Origin of the sequence: Aquirufa originis, from assembly GCF_042714495.1 — a bacterium.
Classification (GTDB): Bacteria; Bacteroidota; Bacteroidia; order Cytophagales; family Spirosomataceae; genus Aquirufa; species Aquirufa originis.
Window position 1 is genome coordinate 667,915 of record NZ_JBBKXY010000001.1, and the last position, 19,342, is coordinate 687,256.

Annotated in this window: 13 protein-coding genes; 5 read left to right on the plus strand and 8 right to left on the minus strand. The window is 42.5% G+C overall.

Annotation, left to right across the window (positions count from 1 at the left end; genetic code table 11):
- Positions 1-7: 7 nt before the first annotated feature.
- From SKC35_RS02890 to SKC35_RS02900, 3 genes are all read right to left on the minus strand, one after another.
- Positions 8-5,089, minus strand: a complete 5,082-nt coding sequence (locus SKC35_RS02890) for an FISUMP domain-containing protein (protein ID WP_377977970.1) — start codon at positions 5,087-5,089, stop codon at positions 8-10.
- Positions 5,089-5,595: a T9SS type A sorting domain-containing protein gene (locus SKC35_RS02895; protein ID WP_377977971.1), complete on the minus strand. Its 507-nt coding sequence runs from the start codon at positions 5,593-5,595 to the stop codon at positions 5,089-5,091. Before SKC35_RS02895 ends, SKC35_RS02890 begins: the two co-directional genes overlap by 1 nt.
- 101 nt (positions 5,596-5,696) lie before the next feature.
- Positions 5,697-6,884, minus strand: a complete 1,188-nt coding sequence (locus SKC35_RS02900; protein WP_377977972.1) for an AraC family transcriptional regulator — start codon at positions 6,882-6,884, stop codon at positions 5,697-5,699.
- Between the two features lie 58 nt (positions 6,885-6,942).
- On the opposite strand from SKC35_RS02900, the gene SKC35_RS02905 reads away from it, so the two are divergent.
- Positions 6,943-7,296, plus strand: a complete 354-nt coding sequence (locus SKC35_RS02905; RefSeq protein ID WP_377977973.1) for a hypothetical protein — start codon at positions 6,943-6,945, stop codon at positions 7,294-7,296.
- Here SKC35_RS02905 and SKC35_RS02910 read toward each other — a convergent pair.
- Positions 7,285-8,241: a zinc-dependent alcohol dehydrogenase family protein gene (locus SKC35_RS02910; protein WP_377977974.1), complete on the minus strand. Its 957-nt coding sequence runs from the start codon at positions 8,239-8,241 to the stop codon at positions 7,285-7,287. The two genes, SKC35_RS02905 and SKC35_RS02910, sit on opposite strands and share 12 nt — an antisense overlap.
- Positions 8,242-8,315: 74 nt before the next feature.
- On the opposite strand from SKC35_RS02910, the gene SKC35_RS02915 reads away from it, so the two are divergent.
- From SKC35_RS02915 to SKC35_RS02930, 4 genes are read left to right on the plus strand one after another with little or no spacing between them, the layout of a single operon-like run.
- Positions 8,316-9,074, plus strand: coding sequence for a glucose 1-dehydrogenase (locus tag SKC35_RS02915; protein WP_377977975.1), 759 nt, complete (start codon positions 8,316-8,318; stop codon positions 9,072-9,074).
- Between the two features lie 2 nt (positions 9,075-9,076).
- The gene (locus SKC35_RS02920; protein WP_377977976.1) at positions 9,077-10,267 is read left to right on the plus strand and encodes an acyl-CoA dehydrogenase family protein; all 1,191 of its coding nucleotides are present in this window, start codon (positions 9,077-9,079) and stop codon (positions 10,265-10,267) included.
- A complete protein-coding gene (locus SKC35_RS02925; protein WP_377977977.1) occupies positions 10,267-11,256 on the plus strand; it encodes a phosphotransferase family protein in 990 nt (329 codons plus the stop codon). Before SKC35_RS02920 ends, SKC35_RS02925 begins: the two co-directional genes overlap by 1 nt.
- On the plus strand, positions 11,253-12,107 hold the full coding sequence (locus tag SKC35_RS02930) for a 3-hydroxyacyl-CoA dehydrogenase (protein WP_377977978.1): 855 nt from the start codon (positions 11,253-11,255) through the stop codon (positions 12,105-12,107). The genes SKC35_RS02925 and SKC35_RS02930 overlap by 4 nt, the downstream gene beginning before the upstream one ends.
- A 1-nt stretch (position 12,108) precedes the next feature.
- Here the strand turns inward: SKC35_RS02930 and SKC35_RS02935 are convergent, their stop codons facing one another.
- From SKC35_RS02935 to SKC35_RS02950, 4 genes are read right to left on the minus strand one after another with little or no spacing between them, the layout of a single operon-like run.
- Positions 12,109-14,166 carry a penicillin acylase family protein gene (locus tag SKC35_RS02935; protein WP_377977979.1) on the minus strand — a complete coding sequence of 686 codons (2,058 nt, stop codon included), beginning with the start codon at positions 14,164-14,166 and terminating at the stop codon, positions 12,109-12,111.
- Positions 14,166-16,631, minus strand: a complete 2,466-nt coding sequence (locus SKC35_RS02940) for a PIG-L family deacetylase (RefSeq protein WP_377977980.1) — start codon at positions 16,629-16,631, stop codon at positions 14,166-14,168. The genes SKC35_RS02935 and SKC35_RS02940 overlap by 1 nt, the downstream gene beginning before the upstream one ends.
- Complete coding sequence (locus tag SKC35_RS02945; RefSeq protein WP_377977981.1) at positions 16,631-17,995, minus strand: Gfo/Idh/MocA family oxidoreductase; 1,365 nt, start codon at positions 17,993-17,995, stop codon at positions 16,631-16,633. Before SKC35_RS02945 ends, SKC35_RS02940 begins: the two co-directional genes overlap by 1 nt.
- Positions 17,992-19,299: a glycoside hydrolase family 30 protein gene (locus tag SKC35_RS02950; RefSeq protein WP_377977982.1), complete on the minus strand. Its 1,308-nt coding sequence runs from the start codon at positions 19,297-19,299 to the stop codon at positions 17,992-17,994. Before SKC35_RS02950 ends, SKC35_RS02945 begins: the two co-directional genes overlap by 4 nt.
- Positions 19,300-19,342 lie beyond the last annotated feature (43 nt).

Below are 19,342 nucleotides of genomic sequence, written 5' to 3' on the forward strand. Positions count from 1 at the left end.
TTTTTGTTTAGTTATTTTTTATTAGCCTTACCGATGCACCGATGGATTGTAATGATTGAGTTGTTCCAAAAGAGGAGCGATTGTAATCTAAAAATATACTATGAGCGTCCATACCTTCATTATAAAAAGATGATGACCACCAATATCCAAAATAATTAATGGAAGAAAACCCTCCATTAAAATTTCTCATTCCTCCGGGAAGTGCTGTAAATCCACTACTATTATTTGTAGATATACTATTAGTAGCTTGATTTGAATCAACAGGAGATGCCCAATTAATATATCCTGTTTCCTTTAATTTTGCCCCTGCTACGCGAGCTCCTCCCAAGTAATTCATGAGTGTTATCCATTCATCTATAGTAGGTATGTGATATCCTTCAGGTGCAAGACCTCTAGGATCATTAACTGCAGCCCAGTTATATAGTTTGCCAAATCCAGCGTAATTCGGATCATTGAAATAATAGGTATATGCCCCTGTATTACTCCATTGTAATTGAGACCAAGTGTAATCATCGGTTTCAAAACGAATTGGATCTCCATTAGCATAAGTGGAGACATCTAAGTTTTTTGAAGTCCATAACTGGGTTCCTATTTTGACTAAGATGTCTTTTGAGAATCTTAAAGTAGGTGTTATATTCAATTCAAAAGTGTAGGCACCTGTAATGGTTGGGGTACCACTTGCACTCAAGGTAATTGCTTTGTCTCCTGTGCTATTAAGATTTCCAGAAGCCGAATAAGTAATTCCATTGGTTGTAGAAGAGATGTTGTAAGTCCCAATCTTATCAACATTTACTAATATTACCTGAGATGCGCCACTTGTTAAGGTATTGAGTAATAAATCTCCATTTGAATTACCAAGCCTTAAATTACTAAGAATTGCTGTGCCATTACTAGTTTTTGAAATTGACGTAAAATTGAAACTGATATTTGGGCTTGTATTTATCGTATATGGTATGATACCTGAGTCTTCAGGAGTACCGGAAGTTGTTAAAGTTATTGTTTTAAATCCAGTATTTGTAAATGTACCGGAGGCACTAAATATTACTCCATTTAAATTAGCATTAACTGCATATGATCCTGCAGATGTTACATTTGCAATAAGAGTTTGAGATACTCCACTCACTTGTTCGCCCACAAACATATTGCCAAATCCTTGACCATTTGTCCAACCGGAGATTACTGCTGTGCCATTACTTGAATAGGACATTGATGTAATTGTAAATGTACAATTAGGTGTTGTATTTAAACTAAAATTGTTATTTGCTAAGGTGTTTGGTGTACCAGATGCTATTAACACAACGGTCTGAGAACCAGTTCCTGCAAATGTACCTGAACTAGAAAAAGTTACACCATTTATAGTTCTCCAAATAGCATAGGTTCCTGTAGAAGTTACATTAGCTATGACTGTTTGGGTTAAGTCAGTAATGGGTGTTGATAAATACATTTCTCCTGTTGTGGTGCCCGTTGTCCATGAATTAACAATTGCAGTGCCGTTTGAAGATGGTTGGGCATTTATAATTCGATTAAATGAGCAATTGGGAGACGTATTTAAAGTAAAGTTGTTTGTTCCTACTGAGTTTGGAGTACCTGACGCAGACAGAGTAATGGATTGCGAACCAGTATTTGTTAGAACTCCAGATGCTGAGAAAGTAATACCATTCACTGTTGTAGATATAGAATAAGTACCAGAAGTTATCACATTTGCTGTAATATATTGACCTACTCCAAATACGATTGAATTTGCTGTTAGTGTTCCTATGGATGTGTTTGCGGAATATTCAGAAATAACCGCGGTTCCATTACTTGATGGGTGAACAAAAACTTCCCTATTAAATGAACAACTTGGAGAGACGTTGATGTCAAATGTATTAGAACCTGTTGTTGTGGGAATCCCTGTTGCGGTTAATATAACTGTTTGTGAACCAGTTCCAGCAAATGTACCAGTTCCTGCAAAAGTGATACCATTTCTAACCGCATTAACATAGTAAGTCCCTATTCTTGTAACATTAGCTGTAAGCGTTTGTGTTGTATTATAGATCGTACTATTAACAATCATGTTTCCTGTTGAACCAGTTGAACACACCCATTGGGAAACTACTGCAGTTCCAAAAGAGGTAGGGTTTACTTGTACCATTCTTCCAAAATTAACTGATGGTATTGTATTTATGGTAAAAATATTATTTCCATCTGTACTTGGTAAGCCTGTTGCTGTTAAGATGACATTTTGATTTCCAGTAGAAGTAAATGTGCCGGATCCAGCAAAAGTAATACCATTTAAGTTTGTGGTAATTGTATAAGTACCCACTGAAGCAACATCTGCAATTAGCGTATGTGAAACACCGCTCACATTTTCGTTCACATATAAACTGCCTATACTATTACTTCCATCAGTCCAAGAATTAATTACTGATGTACCATTTGAAGTAGGTGATAAAATTGATCTAGTAAAAGATTTACCTGGATCTGTATTTGTAGTAAACGTGTAAGTTCCTGAATTTAAAGGTGTTCCAGAGGCGGTTAATACTACGTTATATGTTCCTGTATTTGCGAAAGTTCCTGATTTATCAAAATTGATACCATTTGCTTCAGCATGCACATTATAAGTACCAGGTGTTGTAACTGTTGCCGTTAAGGTTTGAGTAACTCCTGAAACTTGTGAATTTTGCATTAAACTTCCAGATGATGATACGCTTGATGTCCAACCTGATATTACGGCCGTTCCATTAGAAGAGGTAGTATTTACTGTTCTAGTAAAAGAACAAGAAGGGCTTGTAGATAAAGAATAAGTATATGTTCCTGGATTAGTCGGTGTTCCAGTCGCTCTTAAATACACATCTCTAGTCGTTCCAACCATATAAGGGTCGAATTTATCAATAGCAGAAAAGGTAATTCCATTGTTTTTAGCAATAAATGTGTAAGAACCAGATTGAGTAACTGTCACATTAAGTTGTTGATAAGTAATTTGAGGATTAACGACATTATTGGGAGAAATATTATTACCATCGCCACTTGAACAATTATTGATAACAACCGCACCATTTCCGTTTGTAGTTATTGAAACTGGTGCATTTCCGCATGCATTATACCAAATTGTTCCAATCCACCATTCGAGACAATTGGTGTCAGAATTGAAAATCGTCAAACCGATAGCAGGGTTTATTATTGCATCTCTTTGAGAAGAGGTCATTCTAGGAGGCAAAAAACCTTTATTAGTGGAATTAATATCCACAATTGCGGTTTGTTCAGGGGTGCTAGTTCCGATTGAAATCGGGTCATTGAATTTTTTAACACCCTGAATAGTTTGTGAATTTGTTAAATCAACATAATTCTTGGTGCTGGAACCAGTTCCCCCATTCGCCAGTGGCAAAATACCTGTTACATTTGATTGGAGAGATATAGTGCTAATTCCAGTGGCAATTTCATATGTTCTATCTGATGTCAAATCAAATGAGGTACCATTAATTGTGATTTTTCTATTTTGAGGTACTCCTCCCAAAGAAGCTAAGTCGGGTTTATTTGATAAATCATCAAAGTTTCCAGTGTGAGCAACTGTGGATAATATCGGTTTAAATTTTATAAAATCAAGCTTCGAGTTATCAGTTTGAAGCCAATTTGATTGTACAGGTGCAGCTGGTATGGTAGGTTTATTATCTAAATCATTATAGTCACCACTAAAGTCAGACTTATTAAAAAATTTATCAAAATCAGATTTGGCAATTAAACCCGCAGTAACAGATGGAAATGAAGCTAACGGCAGAGTTAAAGTATGAATAGCTGAAGCAGACTGAAACGCAGGACTATTACCAGTTGTTGCAATTGAAAATGTTTGTATAGCACTCGTTAATCCATTTAAAGAGGAAATACTATTATTGTCAACATAGCTTTTTACAGCTTTTTGGGATGGGAATAAAATATCACTTGTTGATTGTCCTCCTAAATCAATAGCTATTGATTTATTGAGTGAGTTCTCTTTTAATGCAATTGTTGTTGAAAAATTATTTGATGAAACTTTTGTGTCTAATGCTATTTGAGTTGCCGTACTAACCGGTTTATCTACATCCGCTGTATTATCCACGTTACCCAATCCTACTTTTGACTTGTCTATTCCAGTAGCCACTTTAGCGTTTGTTACTGCTAAATCTGCTAGATGTCTGGTTAATATTCCTCCATCTTGTACTCCACCAGAATTTACAAGTCCATCCACATAGGTCTTCACTGCTTTTTGTGTCGGGAATAAAATATCACTTGTTGCCCCTGCCCCTAAATTCGTGGCTGTTGATTTGTTAGCAGCATTTTCCTTTGTTGCCAAAGTTGTAGTTGATGCTTTTAAATCCAATGCAGTTTGGGTCGCTGAGCTAATCGGTTTAGCTAAATCAGCTGTGTTTTCTACGTTAGAAAGCCCTACCATTGCTTTGGTAATACCAGAAACTGAGCCCGTAAAAGTAGGAGACTCTAAAGGCGCTTTAAGCGCCAAGTCTACCGTATTAGCTTTACCAGATAGTTGACTAATGGTCGCTAATCCACTTAAATCTTGATCTCCCGTATTCGTACCACTCACGGCCGCAAGTTTATTTTTTTCCGCTGTGGTATAGATTTGATCTACACCTAAAGCTGTTTTCAAAGCCGAGATAGAAGCCACGCCTGTTCCTCCTTTGGAAGCAGATAACACGCCATCTACATTATCTGCGTTAACTCCATTTGCGTAATGGGCGAATGGTACAGATTGTAAACGGGTGGTTCCCATGGCTGCAAAGCTGGTTCCTCCAGCGGGATCCATTTCTACTTTTAAGAATTTGGGGTTGATTTTCCAGTTGATGTCTGTGAAGTTTCCGGTTTTTGAGATTTGGGTTCCATCACCTATGACTACAGAAAATATGCCTTGGGCGTTTGTGGTGACTTCTTTTGATTCCACATATTCCACTGATCCTGTTTCTGAGCCTTGAATGACTGTGAAGCGGAGGCTGATTTTTTGAGAGGCTAAAACAGCACCTGAGGAGTTTCTGCCAACGCCTTGGAAGTTGATGCCATTGTTTTGGGAAAAGGCTAGGACAGAAACGAATAATAAAAGGAACGTAAGGAATTTTTTCATTAGTTTATTCTACTGAATTTGAATGATATAGCTTGTTTAAGATCGTCTGAGGACGAATAGATCAATCGAATGAAATAAGTGCCTCCTTGTAAATGGGAGATGTTTATTTCCTTTTCGAGGTAATTAATATAATAAGTGGCTGGATAGGTATCAAGAATGCGACCTTGCTGGTCTATTAAGTGAAATTCGACAAATCCAGGTTTAGATAAAGCACCCTTAAGTCGAACATATTCGGTGGCTGGATTGGGTGAAAGAACGAACTCCTCTCCTGCTTCGAAAACCCGATTTACGATGCCTGTTACTAACGGCGTATAGGATTGGATGAAACCGGAACTTAAACTGAGTTGATTGGTGGTTTGGAAATAGGCAATGGAAGCAGATTCGCCTATGCTGTAGTCAAGGGATTTACTGGCCGCTCCACCCACATTGATCGTCGTAGGACTGATGCTTTGAGCAGAGGTACTAAAACAACCAAGTACTAAAAAAAAGATAAGGAGTCGAAACATGTATCGTAGAACAGAAATTAAATCTACGATTTAGCCAGAGAGAAATTTGTTCCATTTTAAAAACAGGAGTCCCAAGTTCGGAAGATGAAACAAAAAACAGTTTAATTAGGCGTTTTTAGCGTTTCTAGGTACTCAGATGGGGTGCATCCGTAAAAGCGATTGAACGCACGGTAGAAAGAGGATTTGGAAGAAAAACCAGAGTCAAATGCGATGGCTTCAATGGTTAAGTTGTCCAATGTGTTCGCATCAATTTGCGACAGGAAATGAGTTAAGCGCATTTCGTTTAAATAATCATTGAAGCGCTTTTGGTAATAATTGTTGATAATATAAGACAGGTCTCGATTAGGAATTTGTGTTTCCACTGCGACTTGACTAATAGCCAAGTTAGGCTGTAGATAGGTTTTTTGGGTTTGGAAATACTTCTCTAATTTTTTGATCTCTTTCGAATAATTTTCAAGGATAAACGGAACCTTAACGGTTTCATTATCTACGAGACTGGAAGGCGTTTCTTTGTAACGAATGAAAGGTAAACCCGTCAATACCTGAGGGTTAATGAGTAAATACGTAAATACGACAAAGTGCGAAATAGCTAAAATGATATTAGGGATAAGCGTAAGTTCTGTGCTTGTAAATAAATTTTCCTGTGTAAAATAGAGGACAAGAACGATGAAAAAGGCGATTAGGAATCCTGAGGTTGCCCAAGTGAATATACTTAGCCATCGCGTTACGCGGTTGATTTGATCTTTTATCGTTTGATCAGGGTTATCTCTAGTAAAGGTGACAATGAGGCGCCATTGGAAGATTAAATACAGAGAAGCTTGAATCGGCCTGAACAAGTAGAAAACACTCTCAGGTAAAAAACCTAGTTGTTTCTCTATACCAAAGTTTTTGTCCTGAATCGTCTTCGTCACAATTTCTACTTTGTACTCTAGTGGACTCAAGAAAAAGGGCAAATAATTAATGATAAAAAACAGGAAGGGTAATAAGTGAAGAAAATCAAGTGATTGCCACTTCTTTTCATTGTATAACACACTTCTCACATACAGATATCCTAAAGGAGGCACTAAAAAGGTCAATGGAGCGGCAGTTCTATACAAATAAGGAAACTGCTGAATGGAGCCGGAGAAAACAAATAAGAAAAGTGATACGGCCCAGATTTGGCATAAGATGGAAACAGATAACAAATAATCGGAGTATGATCGAAGGGCATTTTTCTTGAATAGCAAAATATACACAGTGAGAAGACCACAGAGTATACCAGCATCCATGAAATCCAGTAAATCAATCATGCATCAAATGTAGCAATTTCTTTTTCCTTTTTTCGCGAAAAATGCCCATTTTTGCACCATGATTAGAGTATTATTAGTGGCTTTGGCCTCCGTGTTCGTCTTAAATTCTTGTGAAAAATCGTCTGCTGAAATCGAATCAGAGGTACGCGATTTGTGGTTGCAAAATCTTCAAAAAGAGCATGTTACGGGTGTGAATGTATTGGACGTTTCCTTAGTTCAAAAGAGTGATTCGCTTTATACGGGCGTATTGAAAACCAAAGAGCCAGAGGGCACTTTCTTGTACAATCTGGAGGTAACACGCGCGGGCGACCAACTTTCCTACGAGGTGATCGGGGATGGTATTCAGACGGATGGCCGAAATACCCACGAACCCGATGATCAGCCTGTAGAGTCTGATTCTTTACATCAATAGTATTTTCCCCGTTCTTCCCGGCGTCTGATAAGCAATGATAGCTTCTTTGAATTGTTCCAAAGGATAAGTTGCCTGTATATCCAATTTGATTTCTTGGCTCAGCAACAAAGAGAAAACGGCTTTTATCGCTTTTTGAATGCCTGCTGATCCTAATTCTTCCCACCACGAGCTCAACCACCAGCCTTCCACACTTAGTTTTTTGAAGATTAATACACCAGAATTTAAGGGAATCGGTTCTTGACTTAATAGGCCAAAAACAAGCATCTTTCCACCAGTTTTAAGGCAATTCAAGGCTTTGGCCCCCTGATCCCCTCCTACCGCATCAAATACATAATCCACTCCTTCCGGGAAAATGTCTCTTACCTTTTTAGTCAAACTATCGGTAGCGACATCAATGACCGCCGTAGCGCCTAAATCTAACAAAGTTTGCTTCTGATCTGCTTGCCTCACCGTAGCAATGACATGAATACCACGCATCGCCGCTAATTGAATCACGACTTTACCCCAGGCAGATGCCCCGGCCGTAATCAATAAAGAACCCCCTTTTTGCAAACCAGATGTCTCTAACATCCCATAAGCCGTCACCGGATTCACGAATGCCTGGCAAGCCACCTCATCTGTCATACCGTCTGGAATGGGAATCAATCCCGCATCCGGCACACAGGTATATTCCTTCCAGGTACCTACAGAGGTAAATAGTACGCGGGTTCCCTTAGGGAAAGTAGCCGATTCCTCTACCACCCCAGAAGCTTCAAACCCTGCACTACTGGGAAGTTTAGGTGTAATGCCATACAAACCTTGTACAAACATCATATCCGATGGATTGATATTACGAGCCGTGATGCGAATGAGCGCTTCCTTTGCCGCCGGTGTAGGCTTTGCGATTTCTTCTAATTGAAGGACATTTTCGGGTAATCCGGTTTCGTGAAATACGACTTGTTTCATAGTGTGTTTTTTCCAGGGTTGGTAGCGTAAATTACCATATTATTTCTTTAAATTGTTTAAAAATAGACTAGAATATGCAGGCATTTTCATTGAAGAATCAAGTAGCCCTCATTACGGGCGCTAGCAAGGGAATCGGATTCAGTATTGCGGAGTTTTTTGCGGAGGCTGGAGCGAAGGTGGTCATCAGTAGTCGGGACCAACCTACCTTAGATCAGTTAGCCCAGGAATTGCGGGACAAAGGATATGAGGCGACAGGCATTGCGTGCCACGTGGGAAAGATGGATCAATTGGCTCATTTAGTTTCAGAGACGATTGCACAATATGGTCAAATCGATATTCTTGTGAATAATGCGGCGACTAATCCCACTTTTGGCCCTATTCACGATACGACGCTGGATGCTTTCGATAAGATTATGAATGTGAACCTGAAGGCTCCATTTGAGTTAATGCGTCTATGTATGCCTCATTTGCAAAAATCGACTAATGCGTCGGTGATTAACATTAGCTCGGTGGGTGGTATATCACCGGAGCCAGGTTTAGGGATTTACAGTGTGAGTAAGGCGGCGCTTATTTCAATGACAAAGGCTTTTGCCAAAGAATGGGGCGATTTTAATATCCGCGTGAACGCCATTTGTCCAGGCTTGATCAAGACGAAGTTTTCGGAGGCGCTTTGGTCCAATGATAAAATACTTCAACATACGCTTCGTCAATTACCTATTAAACGCATAGGCACGCCAGAAGAAATCGGTGCTACTGCCTTATACCTCGCGTCGCCAGGAGCTTCTTACACGACAGGCGCAGTCATTACCGCTGATGGCGGTTTAACCATTTAACTATGTTTGTTTCAGATAAAGCGTTAGAATTAGTACCTCGTTACCGAGCATTCCTCGAGAAATACATCATTCCTTTAGAGCAAGGGGCCATCTATGGTTCTTTCAGGGCTCATTTGCCTGCACTGCAAGCACTGCGCACTAAAGCAAAAGAAGAGGGCTTGTTCGCCCCTCACCTGCCCGTTTCGCATGGAGGGCTAGGTTTATCCTTAGTGGACTTCGCTTCGATTTCTGAAGTGTTAGGGACGAGTCCTTTGGGACATTACGTATTTAATTGCAATGCACCGGATATCGGGAATATGGAGTTGATGCATCAATTTGCGTCTCCTTTCTTACAAGAGAAATATTTACGACCATTAGAGCGCGGTGAAATTCGTTCTTGTTTCGCGATGACGGAGCCGGAACATGCGGGAAGTAATCCCGTGCATATGTCAACCACTGCTGTACTTGAAGGGGATGAATATGTGATCAATGGACACAAATGGTTTACGTCCTCTGCAGATGGGGCTTCCTTTACGATTGTGATGGCGGTGACGAATCCTTCGGCTGAAAATAAGTATGAACGGGCGAGTATGATTGTGGTGCCTTTGGATAATCCAGGCTATCGAATGATTCGAAACATTCCCATTATGGGAGATGAGGGCGAAGACTACCTGTCACACAGTGAGGTGGAGTTTGTGAATTGCCGGGTGCCGGTGTCTCATTTGATTGGAACGGAGGGATCAGGTTTTACGCTAGCGCAGGTTCGATTAGGGCCTGGTCGTATTCACCACTGTATGCGGTGGATTGGGATCTGTGAGCGGGCTTTGGGTATGATGTGCGACAGAGCTCTAGAGCGCGAGTTAAATCCAGGACATTCACTTGCGATGCAACAAACGATTCAAAACTGGATTGCAGAAAGCGCGGCAGAAATTAAAGCTTCCCGCTTATTGGTGTTAAATACCGCACACATCATCGAGAAATACGGTGCTAAGGTGGCCAAAGAAGACATATCCACCATCAAGTTCTATGTTTCAGATGTATTGATGAAAGTGATCGATCGGGCGATCCAGGTGCACGGAGCTTTAGGAATCACGGATGATACGTTGTTATCGTTTTGGTACCGCCATGAACGGGGGGCTAGAATTTATGATGGGCCCGATGAGGTGCATAAATCGGTTTTAGCTAAGAGCATTTTAAAATCACGGAAGGGCTAATGGAAGGCTTTGAAAAATTACCCGCTTATTTATGCGTTCCTTCGGTGGAGGTTACAGCTTTTCCGGGCGGATTCTCGAATCTGACTTATCAGGTAGTTGCAGGAGATTCTACGTATGTATTGCGCAGACCACCTCACGGTTTAAAAATCGCCAAAGCCCATGATATGATTCGCGAGTTTCGGGTATTGCAGGCTTTGGAAAAGGCGGGTTATACGAAGATGCCGCATCCTATTTCAGCCTGCGAAGATGAGTCGATTATAGGGGCTCCTTTTTTCCTCATGGAGAAAGTGGATGGCATGATCATTAGAAATCGTCCGCCAGCGGAAGCTACTGGGGCATTTTTTCGGCAACTCTCGACGTCTGCACTCGATTTCTTAATCGATTTGCATTCGCTGGAATTAGCCGACTCAGGCCTAGGAGCTTTAGGGAAACCGGAGGGATATGCGTTAAGACAGGTGCAAGGCTGGGCTGAACGTTTCCAAAAGGCGAAGACTTCGGAGGTAACTACCATTGAAGAAGCCTTTGATTGGCTCTATTCTGCGCTTCCTTCCAGCTCTGACGTCGCCTTCATTCACAATGACTTCAAATACGATAACCTAGTGATTTCTGCATCAGGAGAAGTTCAAGCTGTGTTGGATTGGGAGATGGCGACCGTAGGTGATCCGCTGATGGATTTGGGAACGACTTTGGCCTATTGGGCGGAGGCTGGAGATGAAGATATTTTGAAGATGTTTAATCTGTCTTATGTGCCGGGGAATTTTACCCGCCGCGAGGTGATTGACTATTACGCCTCCAAAACGGGGCGCGATATGAGTAATATGGTTTTCTACTATGTGTTTGGTTTATGTAAAGTGGCCACCATCGCTCAGCAGATCTACCAGCGTTTTAGTTTAGGGTATTCGAAAGACCCGCGTTTTAGTGTTTTAAATCAAGTCGTGGAGGCCGCTGGCCGAAAAGCGATCGCCTCTATTCAAACAGGTAACATATGAAAATCAACAACGTGTGCATCTTAGGTGCCGGAACTTTAGGAACGAGAATTGCTTTACAGGCAGCCTTGTCAGGCTTTCAGGTAGCTGTTTATGACATAAATGCGGAGGCTTTTGTGGCTTCGAAGAAAGTGATGACTAAGATTCTTCGATCACTTTCGCTGACGGATGAAATTATCGCGAAGATTAAATTCACAACAGATGCGGCGGAGGCCGTTGTAGATGCGGATATTATCTCGGAATCCGTGACGGAGGAATTGCCTTTGAAACGTCAGGTATGGGCACAATTTTCCGTCTTAGCGCCGGCTAAGACGATTTTTACGACGAATACCTCCTATTTATTGCCGTCTATGTTAGTGGACTCGGTGGATCGCCCTTCCCTATTTTGTGCGTTTCATTTCCATGATGTGTTTTATTCGAAAGTGGTGGATATCATGCCGCATCCTGGTACGTCTGAAGAGGTGGTGAGTCTATTAGAAGATTTTGGCAGAGCGCTGAAACAAGTCCCCGTGATCGTGAGAAAAGAGAATCCGGGCTATGTATTTAATTATATGCTGATGGCCGTGATAGGCGCAGCGGGTAAGTTAAGAACCAAAGAAATCGCGAGCATCGAAGATATCGACAAATCTTGGATGGTGAACTTCCATATGCCCATGGGACCTTTTGGAATACTGGACTCGATCGGATTAGATACGGCCTGGCATGTGACGCATAACCTGGAGGATGCAGGTTCGCAAGCTTTTGCTGCGTTGTTGAAGACCTATATCGACGCTGGGAAGCTAGGAGAAAAAACAGGGGAAGGATTTTACAAATACCCTGCCCCTGCGTATAAAGATCCTGAATTTTTAAAATAACTTATTCCGGTTGATATATCCGTTCTGCATTTTTTAATATTTCGGCTTTGTCCAAAGTCATCACCTTTGTCTTCTGAGCCTGATACAGTTCGCGTTGATCCGCGAAGTGCTTCGACTCAGGATGTGAACTAGCGCCAAAGGTATTCACCGTCTCAATCAGTGGCAAACCTCCGCCTGTAGGAAACTTCACAAAACCGATGTAGGCATCACCGCTATTCATTTTGCGTTGTGATTCGCCCATGGGCTCAGACATCACCGCCGCTAACACATCCGGCATTCCGGCTTGTGGCCAATCTTGATCTCCTCTTTTCAACCGTTGGAACTCCCCTAGCGTCACGTCCAAACGGCCGTAGTGCTTCATCAAGAAATCATGCACGTATTGAGTTAGCTCCACAGCTTCGGATTCTGTCAAAGGATCTTTCGAAGCCGTATGTCTTATTTTAGATGCCCCATAATAGGCAATGTTATAATACAAGGCGCCCACACTCTCGATATTGGTTACGTGGTTCCATTCTTTCAAGCCTTTGATGATGGTCGCTAAGGCCGGGTATTTAGCCGCATCTAGCGTGAAAAGTACTGAAGCATCGTATCCATAGGGATATAAAATCTTCGCAGGCAATTGACGATCGAACTTGATGCGCTTCAAATCTTCCCAGCCTATTTTGTCGTAGGTATCGATCAGGTCCTTTGCCCGCTGTGAACGGTTATTGTGGTAAGTCTCGTATCCGTCATATTTGTCATAATTCGCTGGATTCAGATTCTCGTTTACCGCCGTAGCCATAAAGGGCGAGTGATTCGTGTTAAACAAATATCCAGCCGCTGGATTCAAGTGCTGAGGCAATTCATTCAGCGGTTTGAATTTTTCCCAAAGTGTCTCCCGCGTATTTCCTGGTAGTGTGGAGGCCCAGTTGTATTTGGCATTACGATACGGCATTTTTCCATTCGAGATATAAAAGATATTGTCCTCCTTATCTGCGTACATGATGTTGAACATAGGCAGGTGATTCTGGTTTAACGCCGCCTTGAATTCCGTGAAGTTCGTAGAGCGGTTCATCGCGTACCACTGCTGAAGAGCGCCGGCATCCATTAGAGACGGAAGACGTAAGGAGAAATAACCTCCTTTGGGCGATTTCACTGTGGGGCCATAAATCGATTCGTAGGCCATCTTAGAAACGGGGAAAGGAATTCCTTTGATGTTCAGCTTTATTTTTCTCTTTACCAAAGGCAACCATTCGCCATCCACTTCGTATTGACCCGGATGCGCTTTGTCTGTCTTTAATTGATAGACGTCGATTTTGTCTTGGAAATTCACCGTATGCGCCCAAGCTAGATTAGGCGTCACTCCGTGGAAGATCAATGGGCCACCTGGGAATAAACCTCCCAAGATATTCCAACCCTCCTCAGACTGCACATGCGCCTCGTAGAAAGCCGTAGCGCCCTCGATGGGCTGATGCGCGTTAATGACTAACATCGGCTCGCCAGTAGCCGATTTCGAGCTCTTAATGGCAAAGGCATTACTTCCTTCCCCTGTAAAGCCGGGAAGTGAAGGAATGGAGCCATCGAGGATTTTGGGTAAAGCCTTATCTACTCCACAGAAAATCGCCACGGAGAACATCGTCGTTGCGATATAATCTTCGATAGCAATGGGAAACACGTGTTTGTTCACCACTTCTGATGGATGCGCTTTCCCGTAGGCCTCAAGACCCATCAAATACCCTTGCACGAGTTGCAAGAATTTAGGATCCATCGACTTAATCTGCTGATCGACCACCTTGCGCGTATTCAATAAGCCAAAGACAAAATCCACCGGAGCGCCTTTCTTTCCTAAGGCAGTGCCTAATTTGCCCTTACCCGTGAGGATAAGTGTCTGTATCGTCTTAAAGTCATCTTCTGAATGCGCCCAGGCTAAACCGTAAGCGACCTCCGGATCCGTAGGGGCAAAAATGTGAGGCACCCCGTAGGTATCACGCGCGATAGTGATTTTATCCTTGCGGATAAGAGGTTGTTGGGCATTTGCCCAAAAAGTAATCAGACAAAGAGCTAGTAGTTTTAATTTCATTAGTGAGGTTTTGCGAGTAAATTAGCTAGTAAACGGTAGGCACCTGGAACGCCTGCCGGTAATTCCCGGAAGAAGACCAATCCGGTATAAATGAATTGACCTTTTCCGAATTTGGTTACAGCGATGTTTCCCTTGTTTTGGGATTCACCCGGATCCGAAAATCCAAGTGGAAACTCAAAATGAGGGTCAGTTGTTTCGGCGGTATAAATACTGCGTTCTTGAATCCAATCCGTAAAGTCGTTTTCGCTTATTTTATTAGGGCTATTCAATAGCGGATGAGTAGGCAGCAGGAATTCCGGCTTCGCTTCTTCTTTCGTAATTCGGTTACGCGACACTAATAAGGGATAGGGCGACATACTCGACTTCATCGGGCCTAAGAAACTAGCGGTATTGTATTGTACCACATAATTGCCGCCGTTTTCGATGTATTTCATGATTTCGGGATAGGCGTTTTCCCAATAGTCATTCGTATTGTAAGCACGCACGCCTGTTAAAACCACATCGTATTTCTGCAGATTCGCTGCCGTTAAGTCTTTCTCCGCTAAGAAGTCCACCTCGTAGCCCATTTGCTTTAATGCCTCTGGGACTTTATCGCCGGCTCCTTTGATATAGCCTAATCGATTCCCTTTTTTTGCGAAGTCGATGTGCAATATGCTCAAGTTCACGGGTGTGAAATAGCGTTGGGTCGGAATATGTGGGTATTCGATGGTTTGCAAATTCAAGGAATCCACCCAATTGTCGGTTCCAGAAGTGATATGCAGTTGAATGTTGCTCGATAGTTTACCTAGCGGTACAGATGCCTCATTGAAGGAAATAGGCCATTCGCGCTTCTCCCCAGCTTTCATTCCGTCTTTTAATGGGATGTTTGCCAAAACCGATGGTCCCAACTTTACCTCGATTTTTCCAGGCTTTAATCCCCCTAAAGCGGTGATGGAGAGGTTAGTGGTTTTCGTTGCCTTGCTACCCTTAGGGAGTAAGACCACGTTTGAACTCAAACTAAAGACCGTTTTCGGAGTCACGGCGATAGGCTGCAAGATCTCCCCTTTCACTGGGTCGATGATCAATTCTTGTACGGGTTTCTCTAGGGAAAATTCTTCCCCTTGAATCATAAAAGTCGCTTTTGCCGTATAGGCAGGATCTACTTTCGCCTGACCAATTTTTTGTTGATCACTGACATTAAAGTGTCCCGTGGTTTTCGCTTCTTGTATCCAATAAGGTTGCGTAATGGGCGCGGAGGCCGTAATACTGCGATTGAATGGATATTTTTTATAGGGCTCCAACTTACCGTTCCAAGTAGTATCAATTCCGGCAAACGAAAGGTTGACATTTTCCACGTTTATAGGTGCGCGAACAATAAATTCCGTCTTAATAGGAAGCTTCTCTCCTATGGCAACCATGCCTTGTGAAGTCGTAGCTCCGAGGTAAATCCCTGCAGCATTGACTACCCAAGCATTGATTTCTGCAATTTTCTTCTGCGTCCACGGGCTTGAAGGAAGCGCTTGAATGGATTTTTTTAAGCTGATCAAAGCCGAAATGCTCTCGTAAGGTTTCGCTGGATTGTAGCCTTTGATGATGGGTACGATAAGTGCATCTATGGTTGGATTCACTCGATTCCATGAAGCGTCTACGCCATCCCACAAGTATTCTTTGGGAGCATCACCGCCTAAAGTGGCGAAGTATTCGGTGCTTCTTCCACGGTCTACCGCAAAGCCAAAACCTTGGGATTTGTGTTGGCTACGACTAAAAGCGGCTAGTTCGCCGGTGCTTTGTCCTAAAAAAGGCAAATAATCGCCTATGTTGACTTTAAATTGAGAATCTGAGATGGTTGAATTACCGGTAGATCCCGGAAAACGAAAGGTATTCCATAACAAACGCTTTGCCTGCCAAACATCCACACCCTGTTTCAACTGTTCCGGGAACATCTTGGGGTCTGCTGCCGCTTTATAAGCTTCAATGGCTAATGCCGCGGAGGCAGAGTGATGACCGTGGCCCGCGCGTGCATCCGGTGGAAAACGTGTGAAAATGATATCAGGACGTGTTTTGCGAATGACCCAAACTAAGTCTGCTAGAATCAATTGCTTATCCCAAAACGCCAAAGCTTCGTCTGTCGACTTCGAAAAACCAAAGTCAAACGCACGCGAGAAATATTGATTAGCCCCGTCAATTCTCCTGGCCGCTAGTAATTCCTGCGTTCTTATTAATCCTAAGGGCACGCCTTGCTCGTCTCCGATGAGGTTTTGGCCCCCATCTCCTCTGGTGCAAGCAAAATAATTTGTCTCCCAATGTTGTTGCTGGGCAAACCAAGTCAACATATGTGTGCTTTCATCATCTGGATGTGCGGCTACATGCAAGACGGATCCCAAGACCCGTAATTTTTGTAAGTCTTCACCTAATTGAGCGGATGTACGCTGCTGTTGTGCTATGGCAGGAATGGCTAGTAAAGCCAAAAGGATTATTTTTTTCATTAGCTTAACATGTTTCTGTTCCATGGTCCACGGTAATTTCTTCCTAGTAAAGCGGTCGCTTCTGGGTCATTTAACACGGTTTTCGTTCCTGGATCGTAGGAAAGAGGTCGCCCAAGTTTCATCGAAAGATTCGCCATAATGCAGGATGCGGTAGATATATGTCCTTCTGAGATATCTGCAATAGGTTTCGAACTTTTGTCGATGGCAGCTAAGAAATCAAGCATGTGTCCACGCGTGGCTGGTGCCGCATTTAATTCGATGCGATCCTCTTTTAAATCTTCTGGATATTTCTCTTTTTCATAGACCACATCCATGTGCAGTTTCTCTCCTTTAGGATCTGTAGGCGTGAAATCATATTTCATCGTGCTCATTCTCAGCGTTCCTTTTTCGCCGTAAATAGTTAAACCCCACGGATATTCTGGATCTGGAGGAGTTCCCCAGCTTCTATGTTGCCAAACACAATTCAACCCATTGTACTCAAAAACGGCCGTTTGTGTGTCAGGGATGTTGGATTTGCCCTCTTTTTGGACATAGATCCCTCCTTCTGAACTCACGCGGTTAGGCCAGCCTAAATCCAGCATCCAGCGCGCCGTATCGAACATGTGGATGCACATATCACCCATAATTCCATTTCCATATTCCTCAAACGTTCTCCACCAGCGAGTGTGCGGTAAACCATCATAAGGACGTAATGGCGCAGGTCCCGTCCACATTTCGTAATCAAAATAGTCTGGAACGGCCTGGACTTGCGGATTTCCATTATTGCGCATGTGGTAATAGCAATACATTTCTACATGTGCTACTTTGCCTAACAAGCCTTTATCTATAATCTCCTTTTTAGCCTGAATCAAGTGCGGTGTACTTTTTCGTTGAGTTCCTACCTGCACTGTTTTGCCGTATTTTCTACCGGCAGCGACCATCGCCTCACCTTCTAGCACATCGACCGAAATAGGCTTTTGAACATAGACGTGTGCTCCTGCCTTTACTGCGTCTATCATCTGTAAGGCGTGCCAGTGATCTGGGCTGCCCACAATGGCGATATCTAATTCGTTTTCCTTTAATAACTGGCGGTAATCCCCGTATAATTTGGGCGTTTTGCGTGATTTTTGACGTGCCGCTACAAGCCTTCCCGCTTCTGTTAATTGATTGCGATCTGGGTCACACAAGGCAACTACCTCTACAGGAGCCACTTGCATTAATCGGAATAAGTCACTCTTACCGTACCATCCGGTACCAATTAAGGCTACACGATAAGGTCTTGCTGGATTAACTAAATCTAATCCGTAAGCGCCAAAAGTTGACATAGCCAATGCAGCCGATGCCCCCTTCATAAAATGTCTGCGGTTAATGTTAAAGTTTTTCATAGGATGATCGTTAAGACTGATTCAGCCGGTATTTCTAGGTTTAGTTTTTCTACACTCAGATTCTTTTTGCGGCCCTCGTTTTGGACTAATAATACTGTTTTTCCATCTGGACGCTTGAAAGCTGCGGCCTGAATTCCTTCCGGTACATCGATTCCTAAACGTACAGAGCCAGCGGGCACAAATCTGGCCGCTTGCATAACAATGTAATAAGATTGATTGCGAATAATATCCTGACCTGAGATGGTTAGCGCACCTAAGCATTCGGTGCAACCTCCGGGTGTATGAGGCCCATAGCTAGGATCATTCGCTAAATTCCATTCTATGGCCGTTTTTGCGTGGTTATTCACCGCGCCCAAGATGACATTCTTCACATGCCACATAAAATCGCCTGTAAAATCACCTTTGTACCCCGTCCATTGTTCGGTAAAATAGAGGTCCTTATCTGGATGCGCCGCCTTCACTTTGCTTAAGGCTGATATATCCCCGTTGTACAAGTGAAAGGCTGACCCACTTACGTATTGCTTTGTTTCTGGGTCATTTAATAAGTCAATGGCGTATTCTGGATGATCGCAATTATGATCATAGACGATGATTTTGGTAGTGATTTTTCGTTTTTTGAATACAGGGCCTAAAGCTGTTTTGATAAAATTCGCCTGCATTTCAGATGTCATCAACATACTTGGATTGTTGCCTGGATGAAGTGGTTCGTTTTGGGGAGTTAATGCCCAGATAGTAATTCCTTCATTCGCCATTTTTTCTATGTAGGTGGCAAGGTAATTGGCATAATTTGTATAGTGCTTTTCCAAAAGTGATCCGCCTTTACTCTCCCCATTATCTTTCATCCAGGTGGGTGGAGACCAAGGTGTGGCCATTAATTTTATCGCTGGGTTAATGGCTATAATTTGTTGTAAAACGGGAATCAAATCGGCTTTTGAGGGTTCTAAACTGAATTTTTTAGGCTTGTCCTCATAGGAAAAAACAGTTGCGTCTAAATCTGTTGCCCCTACGCCGATTCTCAAAACGGAGATTCCGTTTTTGCCAAATAGCTCCTGCAGTAAAGCCGCTCTTTTCGCGGGTTCTAATGCTTGAATTAATTGAGCGCTACCGCCAGTTAATGTGAATCCGAATCCATCGATGCTTTGGAAACGTTGTTCCGGATGAAGGACAATCTTTGCCCCACTGAAATCACTCGAAAGTTGATCGGTCTTTTGAAAAAAGGATTTCTGTTTAGGAAGGCTAAGAAAGGTTTCTGTTTGGGCAAAACAGAAAAGAGGCAAGCTTAGCAGCAGCACTAGTTTTTTCATAGGTTTAAATTTCATTAAAGATATCGATTATTTACAAAAAAAT